This window comes from Rickettsia endosymbiont of Orchestes rusci (assembly GCF_964030945.1).
Classification (GTDB): Bacteria; Pseudomonadota; Alphaproteobacteria; order Rickettsiales; family Rickettsiaceae; genus Rickettsia.
The window spans coordinates 14,008-31,744 of sequence record NZ_CAXIQG010000004.1 but is presented as its reverse complement, the minus strand read 5'-3'; the positions used below and the strand labels follow the sequence as shown (position 1 = coordinate 31,744).

Below are 17,737 nucleotides of genomic sequence, written 5' to 3'. Positions count from 1 at the left end.
CAATCAAAACATCATCACCCTCTATAACACATTTTTTTAACGGCATTTACTATATCGTCACTAGTGGGTAGTGCTAGTTTCTCCAAATTAACGGCGTAAGGAAGCGGTACGTCTTTACCGCTAACAATTTCTACCGGTGCGTCTAAATAATCAAATGCTTCTTGCATAACAATAGCGGCTATGCTTGCACCGATTCCGCCGAAAAACCAACCTTCTTCTACCACCACTAAACGATTAGTTTTTTTAACCGATTCTATTATCGCAATAGTATCTAATGGTTTAATAGTACGCAAATCAATAACCTCGCAATTAATACCGTCGGTTTGCAAAGCATTTGCTGCATCCATAGCCAGCTTCACCTGCAACGAAAATGTAACTATAGTTACGTCATTTCCTTCTAATAGAATTCTTGCTTTACCGAACGGGATTGGCTCGACTATTTCGGGCATCTCGAAATGATGGCCGTATAAAATTTCATTTTCTAAAAAGATAACGGGACTATCATCTCTAATTGCTGTTATTAAAAGACCTTTATGATCTTCGGCACTATAAGGAGCCACGACTTTTAAACCCGGGATATGCGCATAACAAGCGGCATAATTTTGACTATGTTGCGCCGCTACTCTACTTGCTGCACCGTTCGGTCCTCTAAATACTATAGGACATTTTACTTGCCCGCCGGACATATAATGCGTTTTAGCAGCCGAGTTAACTATATGATCCATCGCTTGCATAGCAAAATTAAAAGTCATGAATTCCACTATCGGACGAAGACCGGCAAATGCGGCACCTACCGCAATACCTGTAAAGCCGTATTCCGTTATCGGCGTATCGATAACCCTTTTGGCCCCAAATTGCTCAAGTAATCCTTGAGTTATCTTATATGCTCCTTGATATTCCGCTACTTCCTCACCCATAATAAAAACTTTCTCATCACGGAGCATCTCTTCCTTCATTGCATCGCGCAGTGCTTCACGTACCGTTATTTGCATTTTATTTTTATTCCTATTTATTTATCAGTTGTTACTATGCCAACGTTATTGTGTGGCTACCAGAACCGTCATTGCGAGGAGGCATTTATGCCGACGTGGCAATCCAGAAAATATATAGTCATCCTGAACTTGTTTCAGGATCTTTTACAAGAGATGCTGAAATAAATTCAGCATGACTTAAAAGTATTTTTCTAGATTCCGCCTTTAGCTAGGAATGACATAAAGGATAGTGTGCATAACAATTCACGAGCAGTATATATTAGTATAAAGCTCTTTTTCATCCGGCAACGGTGAGTTTTCGGCAAACTCTACTGTCTCCTTGATGATCTCCTTAACTTCTTGCTCTATTTGCTTTAAAACCTCTTCATTAGCATAAGCATTGCTTAATATTATTTTTTTTATCGATAATAAAGGATCGCGTTCTTTATATTGATCCACTTCCTCTTTACTTCGATATTTTGCCGGATCGGACATTGAATGCCCGCGATAACGATAAGTTTTTACCTCTAATATTAACGGACAACTATTTTTTCGTACAAATTCGGCAGCCTGTTTAGCACCGTTATATATATCTGCAAAATTCATCCCGTCAAGCTGAAAGCCTTTTATGCCGAATGATTCGCCTTTTTTGTACAGCTCTCGCATAAAGGTAGAACGCTCAACGGAAGTTCCCATAGAATATTCATTATTTTCAATAACATAGACTACCGGCAAACCCCACAAGGCTGCCATATTAAAAGCTTCATATACCTGCCCTTGATTAACGGCTCCGTCTCCCAAGAATGTAAAACAAATATTATCAGTATCAAGATATTTTTCGGCAAAGGCTAGCCCTGTACCGATCGGCACTTGTGCGCCGACGATTCCGTGACCGCCGTAAAATTTATTCGGTATGTCAAATAAATGCATTGAGCCGCCCTTACCTTTCGAGCAACCGGTCGCTCGTCCCATCAGCTCGGCAAGTACGTATTTCGGCTCAGTACCGGCTAAAATAATATGAGCATGATCGCGGTAGCTGGTAATAGTGCTGTCACCTTTTTGCTTAATCATATCTATGGCGGTAATTACGGCTTCCTGCCCGATATATAAATGACAAAAGCCGCCTATCTCTCCCATACCGTATAATTGACCGCTTTTTTCTTCAAAACGCCGTAGCAATAGCATTTTTTTGTAAGCTTCTAGATACTGCTCCTTACTCGGCTTATAAATACCAACTTTAATCATTCACTATCCTTATAGTTTTATTTAATTGTCACACAATACGGTACATGATCGGAAGGCTGCAACCAATCACGAGCATTAGCTAATAAATCGATAGAAGATAAATTATCTTCTAGATTTCTACTAACCCAAATATGGTCTAATCTCCGTCCCCTATTAGATTTTTTCCAGTCAATATTTCTATAACTCCACCATGTATAAAATTTTTCACTAAACGGCGTAAAATGTCTAGCACTATCAATAAAATCCAGAGAATTTTGTAGCTCTATTAATAATGAGCGTTCAATGTCGGTGTGACTAATAACGTTACGTAATTGAACGCTTGACCAAACATCATGTTCATGAGGCGCTATATTTAAATCTCCGGTAATGATAATTTTATCGCTTTGACTCCGATTACTGGTTAGCCACCTTTGCATTAATTTTATATATTCCAACTTATGCTTAAATTTTAAATTTATATCTATGTCAGCTATATCGCCGCCGGCGGGAACATAGAAATTATGTAGCTCTATGTCCTTGACTTTAACCGCAATATGTCTTTTATCATTATTATATAATTCTAACGATAAAGAGTCGGTAAAAGGCAATTTCGATAAAATAGCTACTCCATTATAAGATTTTTGTCCAGAATAAATTATATATTCATATCCCATATCTTTAATAAATTGAATAGGAAATAACGCATCCTCAACTTTTGTTTCTTGCAACGATATAATATCGGGCTGATGCTCATCAATCAGTTTTTTTAATAGGTTAATTCTGAACCTGATGGAATTGATATTCCAAGTAACTATTTTCATTGTATACTGTTTGTATATAAGGAATACATGTCATACCGTGGCTTGACCCACTACTGTACGAACGTTTAAATAAAGAGGTAAAAATTCTGTCATTCCGTGGCTACGACCACTTCAGTCCAGCTTATAATATCATAAAAAGATTCTAAAATAAGTCTAATATGGCTTTATTTTCCTGGATGCCGTGATCAAGTCACGGCATGACACAGCCTTTTTTCAACGTTCGTACAGTAGTGGGCTTGACAAACGTTACTCCTTAAGTTTATAACCCGCCACCGCAATACCGCCCCTACTCGTCTTCATCTTCAGCAATAGCGGCATTTATTATTGCATCCCTAAAATAAACTATATCCAATTGATTTGCCGGATTATCCATATTAATTTTATCTTTTTTCTCGTCAGGGATTTTTACTATTACATTACTTAATATAGCAAAATAAAAATTGTTGGGTACAACATACCCTACTTCACTTCTTATTCCTAAGGCATTTCCGGAATGATGAATCACTACATGTTTTTTATCGAGTTCAGTAATAAAGATTCCATAACCGGTATATGTGGTATGCCCATTATCATCTTCTGCTAAAAAATATTTAGTTGTCATAAGTTTATACGATTTTTTAGACAAAACTTTTCCTTGATTTATAGCTTTATACCATTTAATAAGGTCACAAGTACTGGAAACAATACCTATATCTGCATAAGGACGAGCAACAAAATCAAGATTTGCTAAAGAAAATATAGGCTTACCGTTACCGTTAGTAGGTTCAACAAAATATCTAAGAGGGTAATTTGCACTAACATTATTCTTTTGAAATTCAATAGCTTCATGAAATGAAGCAAGTTTTGTAGATTTCATATGTAGAGGATTAAAAAATTCATCTCGAAAGAAATCAGCTAAATTTTGACCGCTTACTTCTTCAATAATCATGCCTAGTAAAATAAAATTAGTATGACTATAATTATATTTTTTACCGATCTGTATTTCTAAAGGTTTTGTAGTAACATATTGTATTATTTTTTTATTAACCTCTTTCTGAGGCATATTAAAATCTAGCTTAACAAGCCCAAAATACTCGGCAAGACCGCTTGTATGAGTTAGTAAATTATGAATTGATATTTTATATGCCCAATCAGGTATAACGCCCTGCCAAATATCGGCATCAAGATATTGATAGATTTTATCGTTAACATTTAACAATCCTTTATCTTGCAGTCTTAAAATCCCTGCAGCCGTGATCGGTTTTATGCCGGAAGAAACAGGCATTACTTCATTAGTCTTTAATTGATCACCGTTTAAAGAAAAAATTCCCTTAGCTCCTGTTATTAAAATCTTTTCATCATCCTCAAACTTAAAAACTGCATTCAGAAATCTGTTGGCTAAGTAATTTTTTTCAGCAGCGATAATCCTTTCCTGCATATCTGCAAAACTATCTACGCTATTAATTAATAAAAAAATAAATAACAAAAAATATTTACGTGTCACGATCACTCCTTATAAAAAATATGCTTTCCTCGTTGCGTGGATACCCCAAACGTCATTCGAGCGACCAAAGCCAATCCAGATTAATAATATATACATATAAAGTAAAATCTTCTAAAAAATATGAAGTTAAAGAAATTATTTTATATTTATAAAATAATTCGGCAATTTTGCCTCTAAAGTAATTTCTTCACCGAATATTTTTTTATGCAAAACTATCTTGCTTGCATGAAGCAACATATGTTTAGAATATGAAGAAGATTGTGCAGAACCATATTTTGTATCGCCTACTATCGGACAATTTAATAATTTTGCATGAAATCTTAGCTGATGCATTCTACCGGTAATTGGTGTAAATTCTATTAACGATAAGTTATTATTAAGAGGTTTTAATAATTTATAATGAGTAATTGCGAGTTTGCCGTTTTCATTATCACTAGTTACAATTTCATACGCTCCATCTCTTTTTTTTCCTATTAGTCCGCGAATCTCTCCCAAGTTTTCAAGAGGTCTACCGAAAACCACGGCAATATAAGTTTTTGAAATGAGCTTTTCTTTAAAAGCATCAGTAAGCTTTACACTAGTTTCATAATTTTTAGCAATTAATAATAAACCGCTTGTTTCCCTATCTAACCTATGCACTAACTTATAATTTAAATATTTTAATGCATCATCAATAGAAAGATTGATTTTAGTTCCGCCTTGCGTTGCAAGTCCGGCAGGCTTGTTAATCGCTATAAAATGCTCATTTTCATAGGTTAAATAATCTTCGGTAATTTTGCTTGCCAATTTAATTACCGAATCAGAAAAGATTATTTTTGAAGTTTCTTCTTGCGGAAAATTTTTAGGTAAATTTAATTTGTCGTTTATAAAAATTTCCTCACTCTCTCCTACCCTTAAGCTTGCTTCGGCTTTATGACCGTTAACAATTATTTGCTTTTGTCGTAAAGCTCGCTCAATAATTCCTTGAGTAAGTTTTGGATATAGACGCCTTAGATATTTGTCTAACCTGCAGGGAATTGTAACATCTACTTTGATAATCATTTTAAATAAAACTCTCCAAGGTCATTCTTAACTTAGCATTGTCTGCGTAGATCAATAAACACATCCCCTTTATGTCATTCCCGCGCAGGCGGGAATCCAGAAAAATTAAAATAAAGATGTAATGATAACTTACAATTATATAGAAAAAGCCTTACAAGCTAAGGCTTTTTAGCCTGGATTCTTGCCTTCGCAGGAATGACATACTGCTCTTTTATCGAACCACGCAACAATGCCGTGCGGGAATGACAGCTCAAGTTTAAGTGTCTTTAACTAGGAAATAGCACCATACTATAGTAGATAACAGAATTATAGCAAAAATTTGATGTATAAGAGCAATTATAAGTGGAACAGCATATAAAATAGTTAGAATGCCGGTTAGCATTTGCATTAACAAAGCAATAATTAAGTAGTAAGCTACTTTATTTAATTTTGGATGCCGAATTTTTAATAAACTCACTATAAGGAACGATACAATAATAAATACGCTATAAGCCCCTAACCTATGTATAAATTGGACAAAAACCGGATCGTACCAATTATTTATATTAGAAAAATTATTTTTTATCTCTAGAGGAATAAAACTATCACCCATCAACGGAAAACTATTATATATAAGACCGCCGTTTAAACCGGCAACTAAGCCGCCCAAGAAAATTTGCCCGTAGACTATAGCAATAGCAACTAAACAAAAGAATAACGGTATTTTTAAATTTATTTGCGGAGAAATTAAGAGAATATCAAAGCTATTTTTTATTAATTGATAAAAAAGTAAATGATAAATAATAACGGCAATAATTAGATGACAAGCTAACCTAAAATGACTAACTGCCGGATGATTAACTAACCCGCTTTTAACCATATACCATCCCATAAAACCTTGCATGAAAAACAATATTAATACAGAGATATACGGTAAAATTGAGTATCTTTTAATTTCTCTTTTTAAATAAAAATATATTAAAGGTAGGAGATATATTAAACCCGTAGCTCTTCCGACTAAACGATGAATAAATTCCAGCCAATAAATAAATTTAAATTCGAGCAAGGTCATACCGTAACGAATATGATATTCAGGAAATGTTTGATATTTGGCAAATTCTATTTGCCATTGCCGAGCATTTAGAGGGGGGATAATACCGGTTATAGGTTGCCATTCAACAATTGATAATCCTGATCCTGTAAGCCTGGTTACCCCGCCGATAAAGATCATGAATATTACCGTAAGACAACATAGGGATAACCATTTTGTAACTAACGTTTTGGACATAATTATCGACTAAGTTATACGGAAGATGTAATTCCCGCCTGGAATAAGATTTGTTGCATGGCTCATAATTTACCGCATTATAGTTATTACAAGTATGGTGTCATACCGAAGCCCCTCCCACGGTATCCGGAAAAAGCCTTAATAAAAAGACTGGATGCCGTGGTCAAGCAACTAGATAACACCGAACGCTTTGCAAAAATATTGAGCCATGCAACAACACCCCTAGCTATTGTTGCGTGGATACCCTAAATTTCATTGCGAGCGACCAAAGGCGTTGTTGCATGGCTCGATAAAAGCAGCAGTATGTCATTCCCGCGAAGGCGGGAATCCAGACTTTTTCTTGTCATGCTGAACAAGTTTTGCGCATCTTTTTTAGTATATCCTGAAATAAATTCGGTATAACTTTTATACTTTTTTCTAGATTCCAGCCTTTAGCTAGAATGACATACGGCACTTTTTTAGAGCCGTGCAATAAAGCTCGTCCCTCCTCGCAATGACGGGGTAAGATCGAGTCATACAACAACGCCGCTAAGTGCTGACCTAAGAATGACATCAACAATATATTTAAGTTATCGGCGGTTGCTCACTATTTTCTTTAGAAGTATCTTTATTAAAATTACCGGCAGGTGAACGCTTATAATTTCTTCTATTGCGATATTTACGTTTCGGCATCGCTTTTGCCTCAACTCCCTCTATTGCTTTATCATCAGGTGCCGTATAATTTCCCTCTCCCTCTGAATCATTTACCGGCGGTACGTTTTCAATATCGTTTGTAACAGGTTCTTTTAGAATTTTTACCGCTTCCGCATCTTTATTTTTTAACTCTTCAGAAGCTACCGATTCATTATTATTAGTTTTCCATTTCTGTTTACCTTTGCGTAGCACCTCTTTCCTTTGTCCGGCTCCCTCATGATTGTTAGCTTCATGATAATTAGCACTATCATTTTGGATCATCGGTTTGCTTATTGCTTCATTGACATTATTTTTTTTAAGCAATTTTATTTTTTCAATAGAATAATTATCCGAGGTAGCATTAGGATCGGAATAAAAATTAAGTTTTATATTATATTTTTCTTCAATAAATTTAATTTCTCGGCGTTTGCTATTAAGCAGATAAATTATTGAAGAAATATTTGCAAAAATATTTACTATATCAACCTTTTCCTCACAAATTTCGTCTTCTACCGTCCGTAAAATTAACATGGCATTGGATTCATCGGCACGTACTATCCCCTTACCGTTACAATGAGAACAAATTGCCGAATTAGCTTCCAAGAAAGAGGAACGCAATCTTTGCCTAGAAAATTCAAGCAAACCGAATTGACTAATATGACCGGTTTGTATGCGAGCGCGATCACGACTTAAAAACTCTTTAAAAGATCGCTCGATGATTTTACGATTTCTAAGCTCACTCATATCGATAAAATCCACGACTAACAAGCCCGATAAATCTCTAAGCTTAACTTGCCTTGCTATTTCTTTTGCCGCTTCTAAATTAGTCTTTAATGCCGTTTCTTCTATATTTTTTTCAGAAGTTGATTTACCGGAATTTACGTCGATAGAAATAAGTGCTTCGGTTGGGTTAATTACGATATACCCACCGGAAGGTAAAGTAACAACCGGTTGATAAAGTTTGGATAATTGCTCTTCAACTTGAAATTTAGTAAAAATCGGTATTTTATTTTTATGCTCTTTAAGCTTTACAAGTTCCGAAGGTAAAATATCTTGCATAAATCGTGTGGCAGCCAGATAAGCATCTTTCCCTTGGATTATGACCTCTTTGACGCTGTGATCACACATATCCCTGATAGTTTTACGAATTATACTATCTTCTGCATGTATAAAACAGGGAGCCGGAAATTTGGTGGTAGTTTTGCGAATTTTATTCCACAATTGCACTAAATAATTATAATCTTTCTTTAAGTCAAGAGTAGTACACCCTTTACCTGCAGTGCGAACAATTACGCTAGAGATATTTTTAGCATTCTCGTTATTTATTATTTTACTAATAATATTCTTAAGTCTCTTCCTCTCGTCAGCATTAGATATTTTTCGTGATACACCGTTTTGAGCGGGTTTATTAGGCATTAAAACACAATATTTTCCGGCAAGCGATATATAAGTGGTAAAAGAGGCGCATTTATTACCTCTTTCTTCTTTGGTGACTTGGACTAATAATATTTGATTTTTTCTTATTACTTCCTGAATTTTATACTGTTTATGCGGCGTATTTTCTTCTTTAATATTAGTAATAATTTCGACATCGTCAGCTGCCTCTAAATTAAATTCCGACTGAAATTTATTGTCGACTAATTCTTCTATAACTTTTAAATCAATTTCTTCACTATCCATTAAAGGATCGTAAGAAGCCGTTAAAGGGATTTCATCGCCTTCTTCTAAAATAATATCGTGCGATATTATTTCCGGAAATTCATTAACGGGAAAATTTTTCTCCGTCTGAGGTAAATTATAATAATTAGGGTGGATTTCACTAAAAGGTAAAAATCCGCTTTTATCCATACCGTACTCTATAAAAGCAGCTTGCAAAGACGGCTCTACCCTTGTTATTTTTGCTAAATAAATATTACCTTTATTTTGTTGTTTTATTGACGTTTCATATTCAATATCTTCTATATTGTCGCTATGTCCTAATAATGCTACTCTTGTTTCATTAGGAAAATTAGCGTCAATTATAATTTTTTTACTCATTAATTTTGCTCACTATGACTTAAACACAAAATAGTAATAATCTATAAGTTTATTATTGTCCTATTTCGGTTTGAATTTTTATATAATTAAAGAACAGCTACCTGCTATATCCTCATATTATTATTTTTATTAGAATTTTTATATTTACCGTAAAATTAAATAACGCGAACTATGGATAAGTTTTAGCTTAAAAACTTATCCATAGTTGGGGTTAAATATATAGTTACATTACATGTATTTTTAAAATCTTTATGAGATTTAGATAAAGTTATATACAAATCAAATATAATACTTTAACATAATATACATGTAAGTATATGAATTTATTAAACAATCATAAAATATAGATAACAATAAAATATAGATTTAGGGGAAATAAATTATATTAAATTTAATTATGAGCTATATAATTTGAAGGCAAGAATAATCATATTCTTGACCATAATTTATATACCATGTATTTGTGTTTAGCAAACAATTATTTATGCCTTTAAAAGTCGATTATAAAACAATTTTTTTCTCTCTGCTGGGAATATTTTTCTTCTCTTGTATTAATAGTACTTACTTTTATATACTTAAACCTTTTTTACTAATTAAAGGTTTAAACGGGGAACAACTAGAACACCTTGCTCAAACGAGACTTCTCGGTTTTATAATAGCCGCCTTTTCTTTGACCCAATTAATTAATAAATTAAGCAATAAGAAAATCATAATTATTAGCTTATTTATAGTTATAATTAATATAATAAATCTTATTATATTCAATAATTATACTATAATTAAAATTAGTCTTGTCGTAATGAACTGTGCGGCATTTGCCTATTTTACCGCTGTAATAATGCATATTATTGAATCCACAAATGATAAAAAATATCTTTTTTTATCTCTTATCATTTTTTTTTGGGCGGGCGGACATATTGCCGTATCTTTTCTAAAACCCTTATTAAAACCTAATTCTTATACGATGGTAATTTGCGCCTTACTTTACTGCATCAATATTTTAACGGAATTATTGCATACTAATAAAACTCCTCACAACTTAGAATCAAATTCCAAATTTTCCTTATTAATAAAAAATATAGAATTACAATTATTAACGGGTTTTATAGTAGCTTATGTTGCTTTTGACATATTATGGTATTATGAAGCTTTTGCTCTTAAACAAGAATTAGTATTAATAAGCTCAAACATTATATTTGCTTACATATTCAAAGCTATATTTTTTTCTATAATACCAATGTCTTATATACTAAATAAAGTTAACAAATATTTTGCTAACCTACTGTTAATATTAATACTTTTAGGATGTTTTATTTTATTACCTCTATACGGGATGAATCAAAACCGGAATATATTACTTATAATACTAATCGGTATTTGCCTATGCTCGATTTTTATCTGCAATCTATTAATATTATTAGATAAGTTTAAAGCATATGATCTCCGAACCGCAATATTTTCATATTTTTCCATGTATGCAGTAGGAATATATGCCGGCGCCTTATCTGCCAGCACACCGTATGGATTAGTTGAAGGAGATGACTTTTTATTTTCTATTTTTGCCGTGGTAGGAACTTTTGTAGTTTATTATTTTTGGTACTTTATTAAACATAGATTATATAGACGCTAATAGTTGTTATGGTTTTTGCACGTGTTCTATGTCATTCCCGCTGCCTCTTATGTCATTCCTGCGAAGGCAGGAATCCAGGCTTTTCTATGCCATGCTGAACTTGATTCAGCATCTCTTTTAATAGATCCTGAAATAAATTCAGGATGACTATTATTTTCTAGATTCCCGTTTTTAGCTAGAATGACATTAGGACGTTAGTATGTAATATTTTGTAACATAATATAGCTTGTACATATCAGCGTTAAATATTAATATTCTATCATATTTTTAATATGATATAAATTAATGCAAGTATCACTACGGAAACCGGTTAGTTGTTATGGAATAGGAGTTCATTCGGGTAAGACTGCTCAATTAACTTTAAAACCCGCTAAAGAAGATACGGGTATTGTATTCGTTAGAACCGATATATCGGTAGAGGAAACCAATTATATCCAAAGTAGCTATTTAAACGTTTCCGACACTTTGCTATCTACAAGTATAAAAAATTCCTACGGCGTATATGTTTCAACGATTGAACATTTAATGGCGGCACTTTGGGGCTGCGGAATCGATAACGCTATAATAGAAATTGACGGTCCGGAAGTACCGATAATGGACGGTAGTAGTAAACCGTTTGTTTTTATGATTGAGTGCGCGGGTAAAAAATTACAAAAAGCTTCTAAGAAATATTTGAAAATTTTAAAAGAAATAAAAGTAAGTAATAAAGATTGTAAGTTATTTTGCTATCCCTCCCCTAATATGACTATAGATTTAACTATAGACTTTACTAGTAAAGTTATCGGCAGACAAAATTTATTTTTTTCCGGAAAAGAATCTTTTGAGAAAAATATTGCCGACGCTCGAACTTTCGGTTTTGTACAAGATGTTGATTATTTAAAAAGTAAAGGTCTTGCGCAAGGAGCTTCTCTTGATAACGCTATAGGTACTACTTTTTATAATAGAGCGGAATGTTGTGATGTTTAGCTCCGCCTTTTGTTGATGGGATCAAGTCACTGTAAAATCATTGTTCAATGCTCCACTCATTTTGATATGACGGATTGTTTTAATGATTGAGGGGGCGACACAGAATAATGTATGGGCGCGGTCAATTAAACAACGACCCTTCAAAATAAGGTAATATCCTCTTTCATCAAAAGACCAATATGGATGAGAAGTAGTTGGGTCAAAGCTCCACCTACTTTGATGAAGGAGGGCGTCACAGAATGTTGTGTGGGCGGGGTGAAACAATCTATTGTAAAGATGGTTTTGAAAATCCAGTTCCATTAAACATGAAACAACTCCATCCATCCCAATTAAGCCAAATGTAAAATACCTGTCGCCTGCAAATTTGCCCTCGAACCAAAAAAGGCTCAATTCCGTAACACGCTCCGAGTGCAATTAGCGTACAATTACACGTAATCAGATTACGTCGTGTGCAGCCAACCTGGAGCAGTCGCGCCAAAATGTCTCTATCGGAATATTTAAAAGAAAAAGAGCGTTTCCGAAACTGGAAAACAAAACAGCGGCTCTCGGAAGCTCATTTGCAATTATTCAAATTGCATTCAAGCTGGTGGAGAGTAATTTATGTCAGCGGATAGAGAATGTCGATGAGACGACACGATCCATTGTTTGCCTTGCAAATTATTCTGGATCGAGATTCAGGATTAAGAAAGAATATGCTATTTTCATTTCTGCTGATCTGTTCACATGTACAGATAACAAATACTTAAGTAGATGTCGCCCCACATTCCACAACAGCACGAACGTTCATATATCATCAAAACACTGCGTTTGACATTCACAAATAGCCCAACTAAAAATAAAGCCGTAAAAAAAACAATTAGCACTCATCAGCAAACAATTTCTGGCCGTAGACAATCGCAATTAAAAACACTTGCTCGGAATTAATCTTGCCGAAAATAACTGAACCCTGGTTTCTAATTGATTGAAAATCACTTCAATTTGATATTAATTAACATGCTACAAATTGGCGTTGTTTGTTAACTGAGACGTGAGAAGTTTCAAGAGTGGGAGACGAAGATTGAGTATTCAATATATTTGGCAGCTGGGTTTATTGACAAGGTTGTTAATGTTGCCAGAATTGACCCCCATTTTCCATGATGCAAAACGCTGATATATTATTGGGCATTCGGCCCGAATGAATATTCACTCCGTCTCCAACACTCGACACTGCTGAATAATTAAAAACTCCAAAGCTCCAAAGGGCACGTATTTTTATCGAAGAATTCGACAAGAGTCAAAATTATTCACGAATGCCTTAAAAGTTGTGTCATTCAAATTTCATCCGACGTGTAAACGATCGGGAGACGGTTTGAAAAATTCATCCCCATCCGTGTGGCGCATATCAATGGAGGGGCGGATAATTAAATGTATTTTTCCGATTTCCACCCCCCAAAACGTGTCCTTGCATTCTATAACATTCAAGGATCTGTATCGCTGAGGCTAATTTTAAATTCAATTAACCCACTTTGCCCCTCACTAATTTTCTGAGCATGAAATTCTCATGTACACGTGATGGTAATACTGATTTGAGGGGCTGGGAGTGTGGTGTAAGTTACGCTCACTTACAGTGTAAGTGAGCGTAATGAAAGGTATATTTTAACAAACCACACCTCCATTTGGACATTAACAAAAACAGTGGGAGGGACGGTGCTCTCATTGGCTTATCATGTGAGTGGGCGTTACTTTCTTTCTGGAGCCAAACGTTACGTTACTTCAAAAGAAGTGGGCGGGCTTGTTAGTTCAGAGTGGGCGTGGCTTTCGTTGAAATGAGCCTCAGAAGAATACAGTTTCATGCTTATTACAGAAGGAGTGGGAGGAGTCGAGGATGTGTCGTTTTACAAATTATTGTTTTGACTTATAGAGTGGGCGTGGTCTATTTATTGAAAAATATAAAGAAATGGAGGGTGTTGGAAAGAGTCGGACCAGGTGAAGGAATCTTCTTCATTAAATGAGTTGGTTTGTTCACTACATGGATTTTGATGATTTTACTCAAACTGTCCCTGTCCCTGAAACAAAAGGAAGTTTTCTCATTGATTAACCCGACAAGTGGGAGGAGTTGGAATGTAGCCAGGATTATTAGAAATGGGCGAGGCAAAATATTTTTCCTAAAAGAGGTGTGTTCTGGTATTGAAACAGTTTGATGGTTCAGAGTGGAACTTGATAATATATTCATTTCAAATATTAGTTCTAGTTTTTATGGGAGGAGTTATGGTTGTGCCTTCAAATAGGTGGTGTCAAATAACCCGTTTTTTGAATCAGATGATATGTTTCTCGTTCTCTTCATTTTTACACCCTTTAGGAATCATTTAGAGAGATCTCTCTTTGATTAACCCAAGAAGTGGGAGGAGTTGGGGTGTGGTCAATTGCCAGGATTTTTAGAAAAGGGTGTGTTTTGGTTTCGAAACAGGAATCAGAGAAGAACTAAGGAGGCGGGTCCAAATATTCCTAGCAAATATGAGTTTTATTTTTTATGTGAGGAGTTAAGGGAGTGCCTTCAAAAAGGTGGAGTCAAATAATTCGTTTCTTTGGATCAGGCATTGTTTTCGTATTCTCAATTTTTACACTCTTTAATGGTTTTACTGATTAGCTAGACAAGTGAGAGGAGTTGCGATGTGGTCAATTTCTAGAAATTTCAGAAGGGAGCAGGACAAAATATTTTTCCTAAACACACCCGTTTTGGTTTTGAAGTTTTGAAACAGCTCAAAGGTTTAAAATGGAACTAAGGAGGCGGAGCTGAAAATATCCGTTACAAACATGGATTTTACTTTTTGTAGAAGTTGGCGGCATGCCTTCAAATGGGTGGTGTCAAATAATCCGTTTCTTTGGATCAGATAATATTGCCTTCGTTCTATTCTCTACATTTTTACACCCTTCAGAAAACATACAAAGGGATCTCTCATGAATTAACCCAACAAGAACAAATGGGTTTGGGGTGTGGTCAATTGCCAGGGCATACAATGAGGAGGAGTCAAGGTGTGGCCAATTTCCAGGATTTTGAGTACGGGACGGAGCAAAATATTTTTTTCCGAAGGGGGTGTGTTTTGATACAGTTTATTGGTTCATAGTAGGTACAACGAGTAGGCTAAATATATCCCTTACAAAAAAAAAGTTCCACTTTTCATGGGAGGAGTTGAGAGTTTGCCTTCAAATGGATGGAGTCAAATATTCCGTTTCTTTTGATGAGATCTGTTTACGTTTTCTACATTTTTACACCCCTTAGAAAACATTTGAGGAAATCTCTTATATTGATTTACCCGAGAAGTGGGAGGAATTAGGGTGTGGTCAGTTTCCAGGATCTTCAGAAAGGGGCGGGGCAGAATATTTCTCCTATAAGGGGTGTGTTTTTGTTCTGAAATAAATTGATGGTATTTTTAGCGCAACTAAGGATGTGCAGCCAAATTTATCCGTTACAAACGTGTTTGACTTTATATAAAAGAAGTTGAGGGCGTGTCTTCAAATGGGTGATGTCAAATAGTCCGTTTCTATGGATCAGATGATTATTGTTTCCGTTCCATATATTTTTACACTCTTTAGGAAACATTTGAAGGAATATCTTATTAATGAGCCTGATAAGTGGGAAGAGTTGGGGTGTGCTCAATTGCCAGGATTTTGATAAAAGATGGGGGCAAAATATATTTTTTAAGGGTGTGTTTGGATAAAGTTTAATAGTTCAAAGTGCTACTGAGAAGGCGGAGCTAAATATATTCCTCACGAGTATATGAGTTCTATATTTTATGGGATGAGATCGTGGGTGTGCCTCGAAGCGGAGCCAAATATATCCCGTACAAATATAAGTTCTATTTTTTATGGAAGGAGTTGAGGGTGTGCTCTCTAATAGATATATTCAAATAATCCGTTTCTTTGGATCAGATATTGTTTTCGTTTTCTACATTTTCAGACCCTTTAGGAAACATTTTAAAGAATCTCTTTTTGACTAGCCCGAAAAGTGAGCGTAGTTGGGGTGGGGTCAATTGTCAGGATTTTGATAAAAGGGCGGGGCTAAATATTTTTTCTAAAGGGGTGTGTTTTGATACAGTTCAATGGTTCAGAGAGCAACTGAGGAGGCGGAGCTAAATACATATATCCCTTACAAATATGAGTTCTACTTTTTTATGGGACGAGTTGTGGGTGTGTCTTCAAATGGGTGGAGTCAAATAATTCGTTTCATATTGTTTCCATTCTTTACATTTTTACACCCTTTAGAAAAAATTCTATGGAATCTGAATTTTCAATATTTTAAAGCAGGTTTTTTCAAGTTTTATATTAATTAGAGGGGCGTTCTTGTCACTAGAACACGCCTCTCTAATAAAAAAAAGGCCTAATCCACTCTAGAGTGGTCAAGAAAGCATCACGAACTTTTGGAAAAGCAACTGGAAAGTTAATCGTAACTCTTGAAATAATTAGTCTCAAAACTTGAAAATTAGTTCAGTACTTCTCGACTCAATCCGCAGCAGGGGCGTGAGCAAAAGTTTAATTAAAAAATTGTCTCCATGTCAGAGATTTTCAATAAAATCTAATTCCGCTTTCGGTTGAATAAATGCCGAAAAAATGTTTGCCAGGAACATGAATGAATGCATTCGGTGTAAATAACAAACAATTAGAAAAGACGCGCGCCTTTATCCGAAACGGGTCTTTTTGTGCATTCTTGCACCTCGGAGATTTCTGATTAAAAGTCGCCTTTTAATGAATTTTCCGCCGAATATGGCACTAGAGGTTTTTAATTAATTATGTGTGTCCCTTCATCTCGTGTAATCAAAAGCACTGAAAATGATATACGAATAGCGCGCGGTGGCGATGCTCAAAAGAGGGACAAATCTTTTGATGATTTTATTTTGTTGTCTGGAATGAATTCAATAATAATATACAACCCAACTAATTTACTCAGCTATCAAATGAAACCGAATCTATTTGAATAATTTATTACATATAATATATAATATATAATATAATCATGACACGAATACCTATATTATGTCATATTTCTTAGCGATGGTCACGATGCAGCGATGTGTTGCGATCTAGTCAATAATTCAGCGATAAAGAACAAATAATGATAATGACAGCGTGATTATTTAATTGTGCAACTAAGTGATCTAGTGATAAAACGATCCGTTTTAGTGATCGAATTGATCAGTGATTTCATTTCGATTGAGAAAATCGCTGATATGGATATTACGTTGATAAAGTAATAAAATTCTGTGATAAAAGTTAATCAATGGACATTCATTTGTCGATAATAAGAAACAAATCAAAAAAAAGTTCAATGATCAACTAAACAAAGATTGTCTGAATCATCAAATCTGTGATTGATTTAGTGATAGTGATAAAATTCAGTGATTCATAATCAGATCAGATTATATGGGTCCTTATTCTTCTTCTCTAACATTAATACCCTGATTAAGATCATCGCTGATCAAACGGTATGGTCATTTATTGTTTCGGTTGTTCAATCATTAAATCTGGAATTCAAAAAATCGCTGATTAAACGATTCAGAATTCACTTATAAATTGATTCGGTGATGAGTGATAAAACTCAATGATCAAGTTAATCAATGATTGGCCAATTGAATCAGTGATAAATGAAAA

At 34.7% G+C, this 17,737-nt stretch carries 14 protein-coding genes and 1 pseudogene; 6 read left to right on the top strand and 9 right to left on the bottom strand.

Annotated features, from left to right (window positions below; all coding sequences use genetic code 11):
• Positions 1 to 14 precede the first annotated feature (14 nt).
• Positions 15 to 992 carry a pyruvate dehydrogenase complex E1 component subunit beta gene (locus AAHM91_RS03645; protein ID WP_342269911.1) on the bottom strand — a complete coding sequence of 326 codons (978 nt, stop codon included), beginning with the start codon at positions 990 to 992 and terminating at the stop codon, positions 15 to 17.
• A gap of 50 nt (positions 993 to 1,042) precedes the next feature.
• Here AAHM91_RS03645 and AAHM91_RS03640 point away from each other — a divergent pair, with 50 nt between their 5' ends.
• Positions 1,043 to 1,168 (top strand): hypothetical protein, encoded by a 126-nt coding sequence (locus tag AAHM91_RS03640; RefSeq protein ID WP_342269910.1) that lies wholly within the window; start codon positions 1,043 to 1,045, stop codon positions 1,166 to 1,168.
• Between the two features lie 67 nt (positions 1,169 to 1,235).
• Here AAHM91_RS03640 and pdhA read toward each other — a convergent pair whose 3' ends face one another.
• From pdhA to AAHM91_RS03625, 3 genes are all read right to left on the bottom strand, one after another.
• On the bottom strand, positions 1,236 to 2,216 hold the full coding sequence (gene pdhA / locus AAHM91_RS03635) for a pyruvate dehydrogenase (acetyl-transferring) E1 component subunit alpha (protein ID WP_342269909.1): 981 nt from the start codon (positions 2,214 to 2,216) through the stop codon (positions 1,236 to 1,238).
• A 17-nt stretch (positions 2,217 to 2,233) separates the two neighbouring features.
• Positions 2,234 to 3,016: an exodeoxyribonuclease III gene (gene xth, locus AAHM91_RS03630; RefSeq protein WP_253307690.1), complete on the bottom strand. Its 783-nt coding sequence runs from the start codon at positions 3,014 to 3,016 to the stop codon at positions 2,234 to 2,236.
• Between the two features lie 286 nt (positions 3,017 to 3,302).
• The gene (locus tag AAHM91_RS03625) at positions 3,303 to 4,499 is read right to left on the bottom strand and encodes a serine hydrolase domain-containing protein (protein WP_342269908.1); all 1,197 of its coding nucleotides are present in this window, start codon (positions 4,497 to 4,499) and stop codon (positions 3,303 to 3,305) included.
• Between AAHM91_RS03625 and AAHM91_RS03620 the strand changes: the two genes are divergently transcribed.
• Positions 4,493 to 4,651 (top strand): hypothetical protein, encoded by a 159-nt coding sequence (locus tag AAHM91_RS03620; RefSeq protein WP_342269907.1) that lies wholly within the window; start codon positions 4,493 to 4,495, stop codon positions 4,649 to 4,651. The two genes, AAHM91_RS03625 and AAHM91_RS03620, sit on opposite strands and share 7 nt — an antisense overlap.
• Here AAHM91_RS03620 and AAHM91_RS03615 read toward each other — a convergent pair.
• Together AAHM91_RS03615 and AAHM91_RS03610 are read right to left on the bottom strand one after the other, a co-directional pair.
• Positions 4,635 to 5,540, bottom strand: coding sequence for an RluA family pseudouridine synthase (locus AAHM91_RS03615; protein WP_342269906.1), 906 nt, complete (start codon positions 5,538 to 5,540; stop codon positions 4,635 to 4,637). The two genes, AAHM91_RS03620 and AAHM91_RS03615, sit on opposite strands and share 17 nt — an antisense overlap.
• A 256-nt stretch (positions 5,541 to 5,796) precedes the next feature.
• Positions 5,797 to 6,807 carry a COX15/CtaA family protein gene (locus tag AAHM91_RS03610; protein ID WP_253307693.1) on the bottom strand — a complete coding sequence of 337 codons (1,011 nt, stop codon included), beginning with the start codon at positions 6,805 to 6,807 and terminating at the stop codon, positions 5,797 to 5,799.
• Between the two features lie 57 nt (positions 6,808 to 6,864).
• Here AAHM91_RS03610 and AAHM91_RS03605 point away from each other — a divergent pair, with 57 nt between their 5' ends.
• The gene (locus AAHM91_RS03605) at positions 6,865 to 7,056 is read left to right on the top strand and encodes a hypothetical protein (RefSeq protein ID WP_342269905.1); all 192 of its coding nucleotides are present in this window, start codon (positions 6,865 to 6,867) and stop codon (positions 7,054 to 7,056) included.
• A 94-nt stretch (positions 7,057 to 7,150) separates the two neighbouring features.
• Here the strand turns inward: AAHM91_RS03605 and AAHM91_RS03600 are convergent, their stop codons facing one another.
• Both AAHM91_RS03600 and AAHM91_RS03595 read right to left on the bottom strand, forming a co-directional pair.
• Positions 7,151 to 7,360 carry a hypothetical protein gene (locus tag AAHM91_RS03600; protein WP_342269904.1) on the bottom strand — a complete coding sequence of 70 codons (210 nt, stop codon included), beginning with the start codon at positions 7,358 to 7,360 and terminating at the stop codon, positions 7,151 to 7,153.
• 11 nt (positions 7,361 to 7,371) lie between these two features.
• On the bottom strand, positions 7,372 to 9,516 hold the full coding sequence (locus tag AAHM91_RS03595) for an Rne/Rng family ribonuclease (protein ID WP_341794089.1): 2,145 nt from the start codon (positions 9,514 to 9,516) through the stop codon (positions 7,372 to 7,374).
• A gap of 484 nt (positions 9,517 to 10,000) precedes the next feature.
• Between AAHM91_RS03595 and AAHM91_RS03590 the strand changes: the two genes are divergently transcribed.
• From AAHM91_RS03590 to lpxC, 3 genes and pseudogenes are all read left to right on the top strand, one after another.
• Positions 10,001 to 11,146: an MFS transporter gene (locus AAHM91_RS03590; protein WP_341794088.1), complete on the top strand. Its 1,146-nt coding sequence runs from the start codon at positions 10,001 to 10,003 to the stop codon at positions 11,144 to 11,146.
• A gap of 3 nt (positions 11,147 to 11,149) precedes the next feature.
• The gene (locus tag AAHM91_RS03585; protein ID WP_342269903.1) at positions 11,150 to 11,293 is read left to right on the top strand and encodes a hypothetical protein; all 144 of its coding nucleotides are present in this window, start codon (positions 11,150 to 11,152) and stop codon (positions 11,291 to 11,293) included.
• Between the two features lie 138 nt (positions 11,294 to 11,431).
• Positions 11,432 to 12,073 (top strand): annotated as a pseudogene (lpxC, locus tag AAHM91_RS03580) (UDP-3-O-acyl-N-acetylglucosamine deacetylase); the annotation flags it as partial.
• Between the two features lie 60 nt (positions 12,074 to 12,133).
• Here lpxC and AAHM91_RS03575 read toward each other — a convergent pair.
• Positions 12,134 to 12,436 (bottom strand): hypothetical protein, encoded by a 303-nt coding sequence (locus AAHM91_RS03575; RefSeq protein WP_342269902.1) that lies wholly within the window; start codon positions 12,434 to 12,436, stop codon positions 12,134 to 12,136.
• Positions 12,437 to 17,737 lie beyond the last annotated feature (5,301 nt).

Bases quoted from the DNA above. Each gene is read 5' to 3' on its own strand.
- AAHM91_RS03645 (WP_342269911.1), bottom strand. From the start codon at position 992: ATGCAAATAACGGTACGTGAAGCACTGCGCGATGCAATGAAGGAAGAG.
- pdhA (WP_342269909.1), bottom strand. From the start codon at position 2,216: ATGATTAAAGTTGGTATTTATAAGCCGAGTAAGGAGCAGTATCTAGAA.
- xth (WP_253307690.1), bottom strand. From the start codon at position 3,016: ATGAAAATAGTTACTTGGAATATCAATTCCATCAGGTTCAGAATTAAC.
- AAHM91_RS03615 (WP_342269906.1), bottom strand. From the start codon at position 5,540: ATGATTATCAAAGTAGATGTTACAATTCCCTGCAGGTTAGACAAATAT.
- AAHM91_RS03610 (WP_253307693.1), bottom strand. From the start codon at position 6,807: ATGTCCAAAACGTTAGTTACAAAATGGTTATCCCTATGTTGTCTTACG.
- AAHM91_RS03605 (WP_342269905.1), top strand. From the start codon at position 6,865: ATGGCTCATAATTTACCGCATTATAGTTATTACAAGTATGGTGTCATA.
- AAHM91_RS03600 (WP_342269904.1), bottom strand. From the start codon at position 7,360: ATGTCATTCTTAGGTCAGCACTTAGCGGCGTTGTTGTATGACTCGATC.
- AAHM91_RS03595 (WP_341794089.1), bottom strand. From the start codon at position 9,516: ATGAGTAAAAAAATTATAATTGACGCTAATTTTCCTAATGAAACAAGA.
- AAHM91_RS03590 (WP_341794088.1), top strand. From the start codon at position 10,001: ATGCCTTTAAAAGTCGATTATAAAACAATTTTTTTCTCTCTGCTGGGA.
- AAHM91_RS03575 (WP_342269902.1), bottom strand. From the start codon at position 12,436: ATGGATGGAGTTGTTTCATGTTTAATGGAACTGGATTTTCAAAACCAT.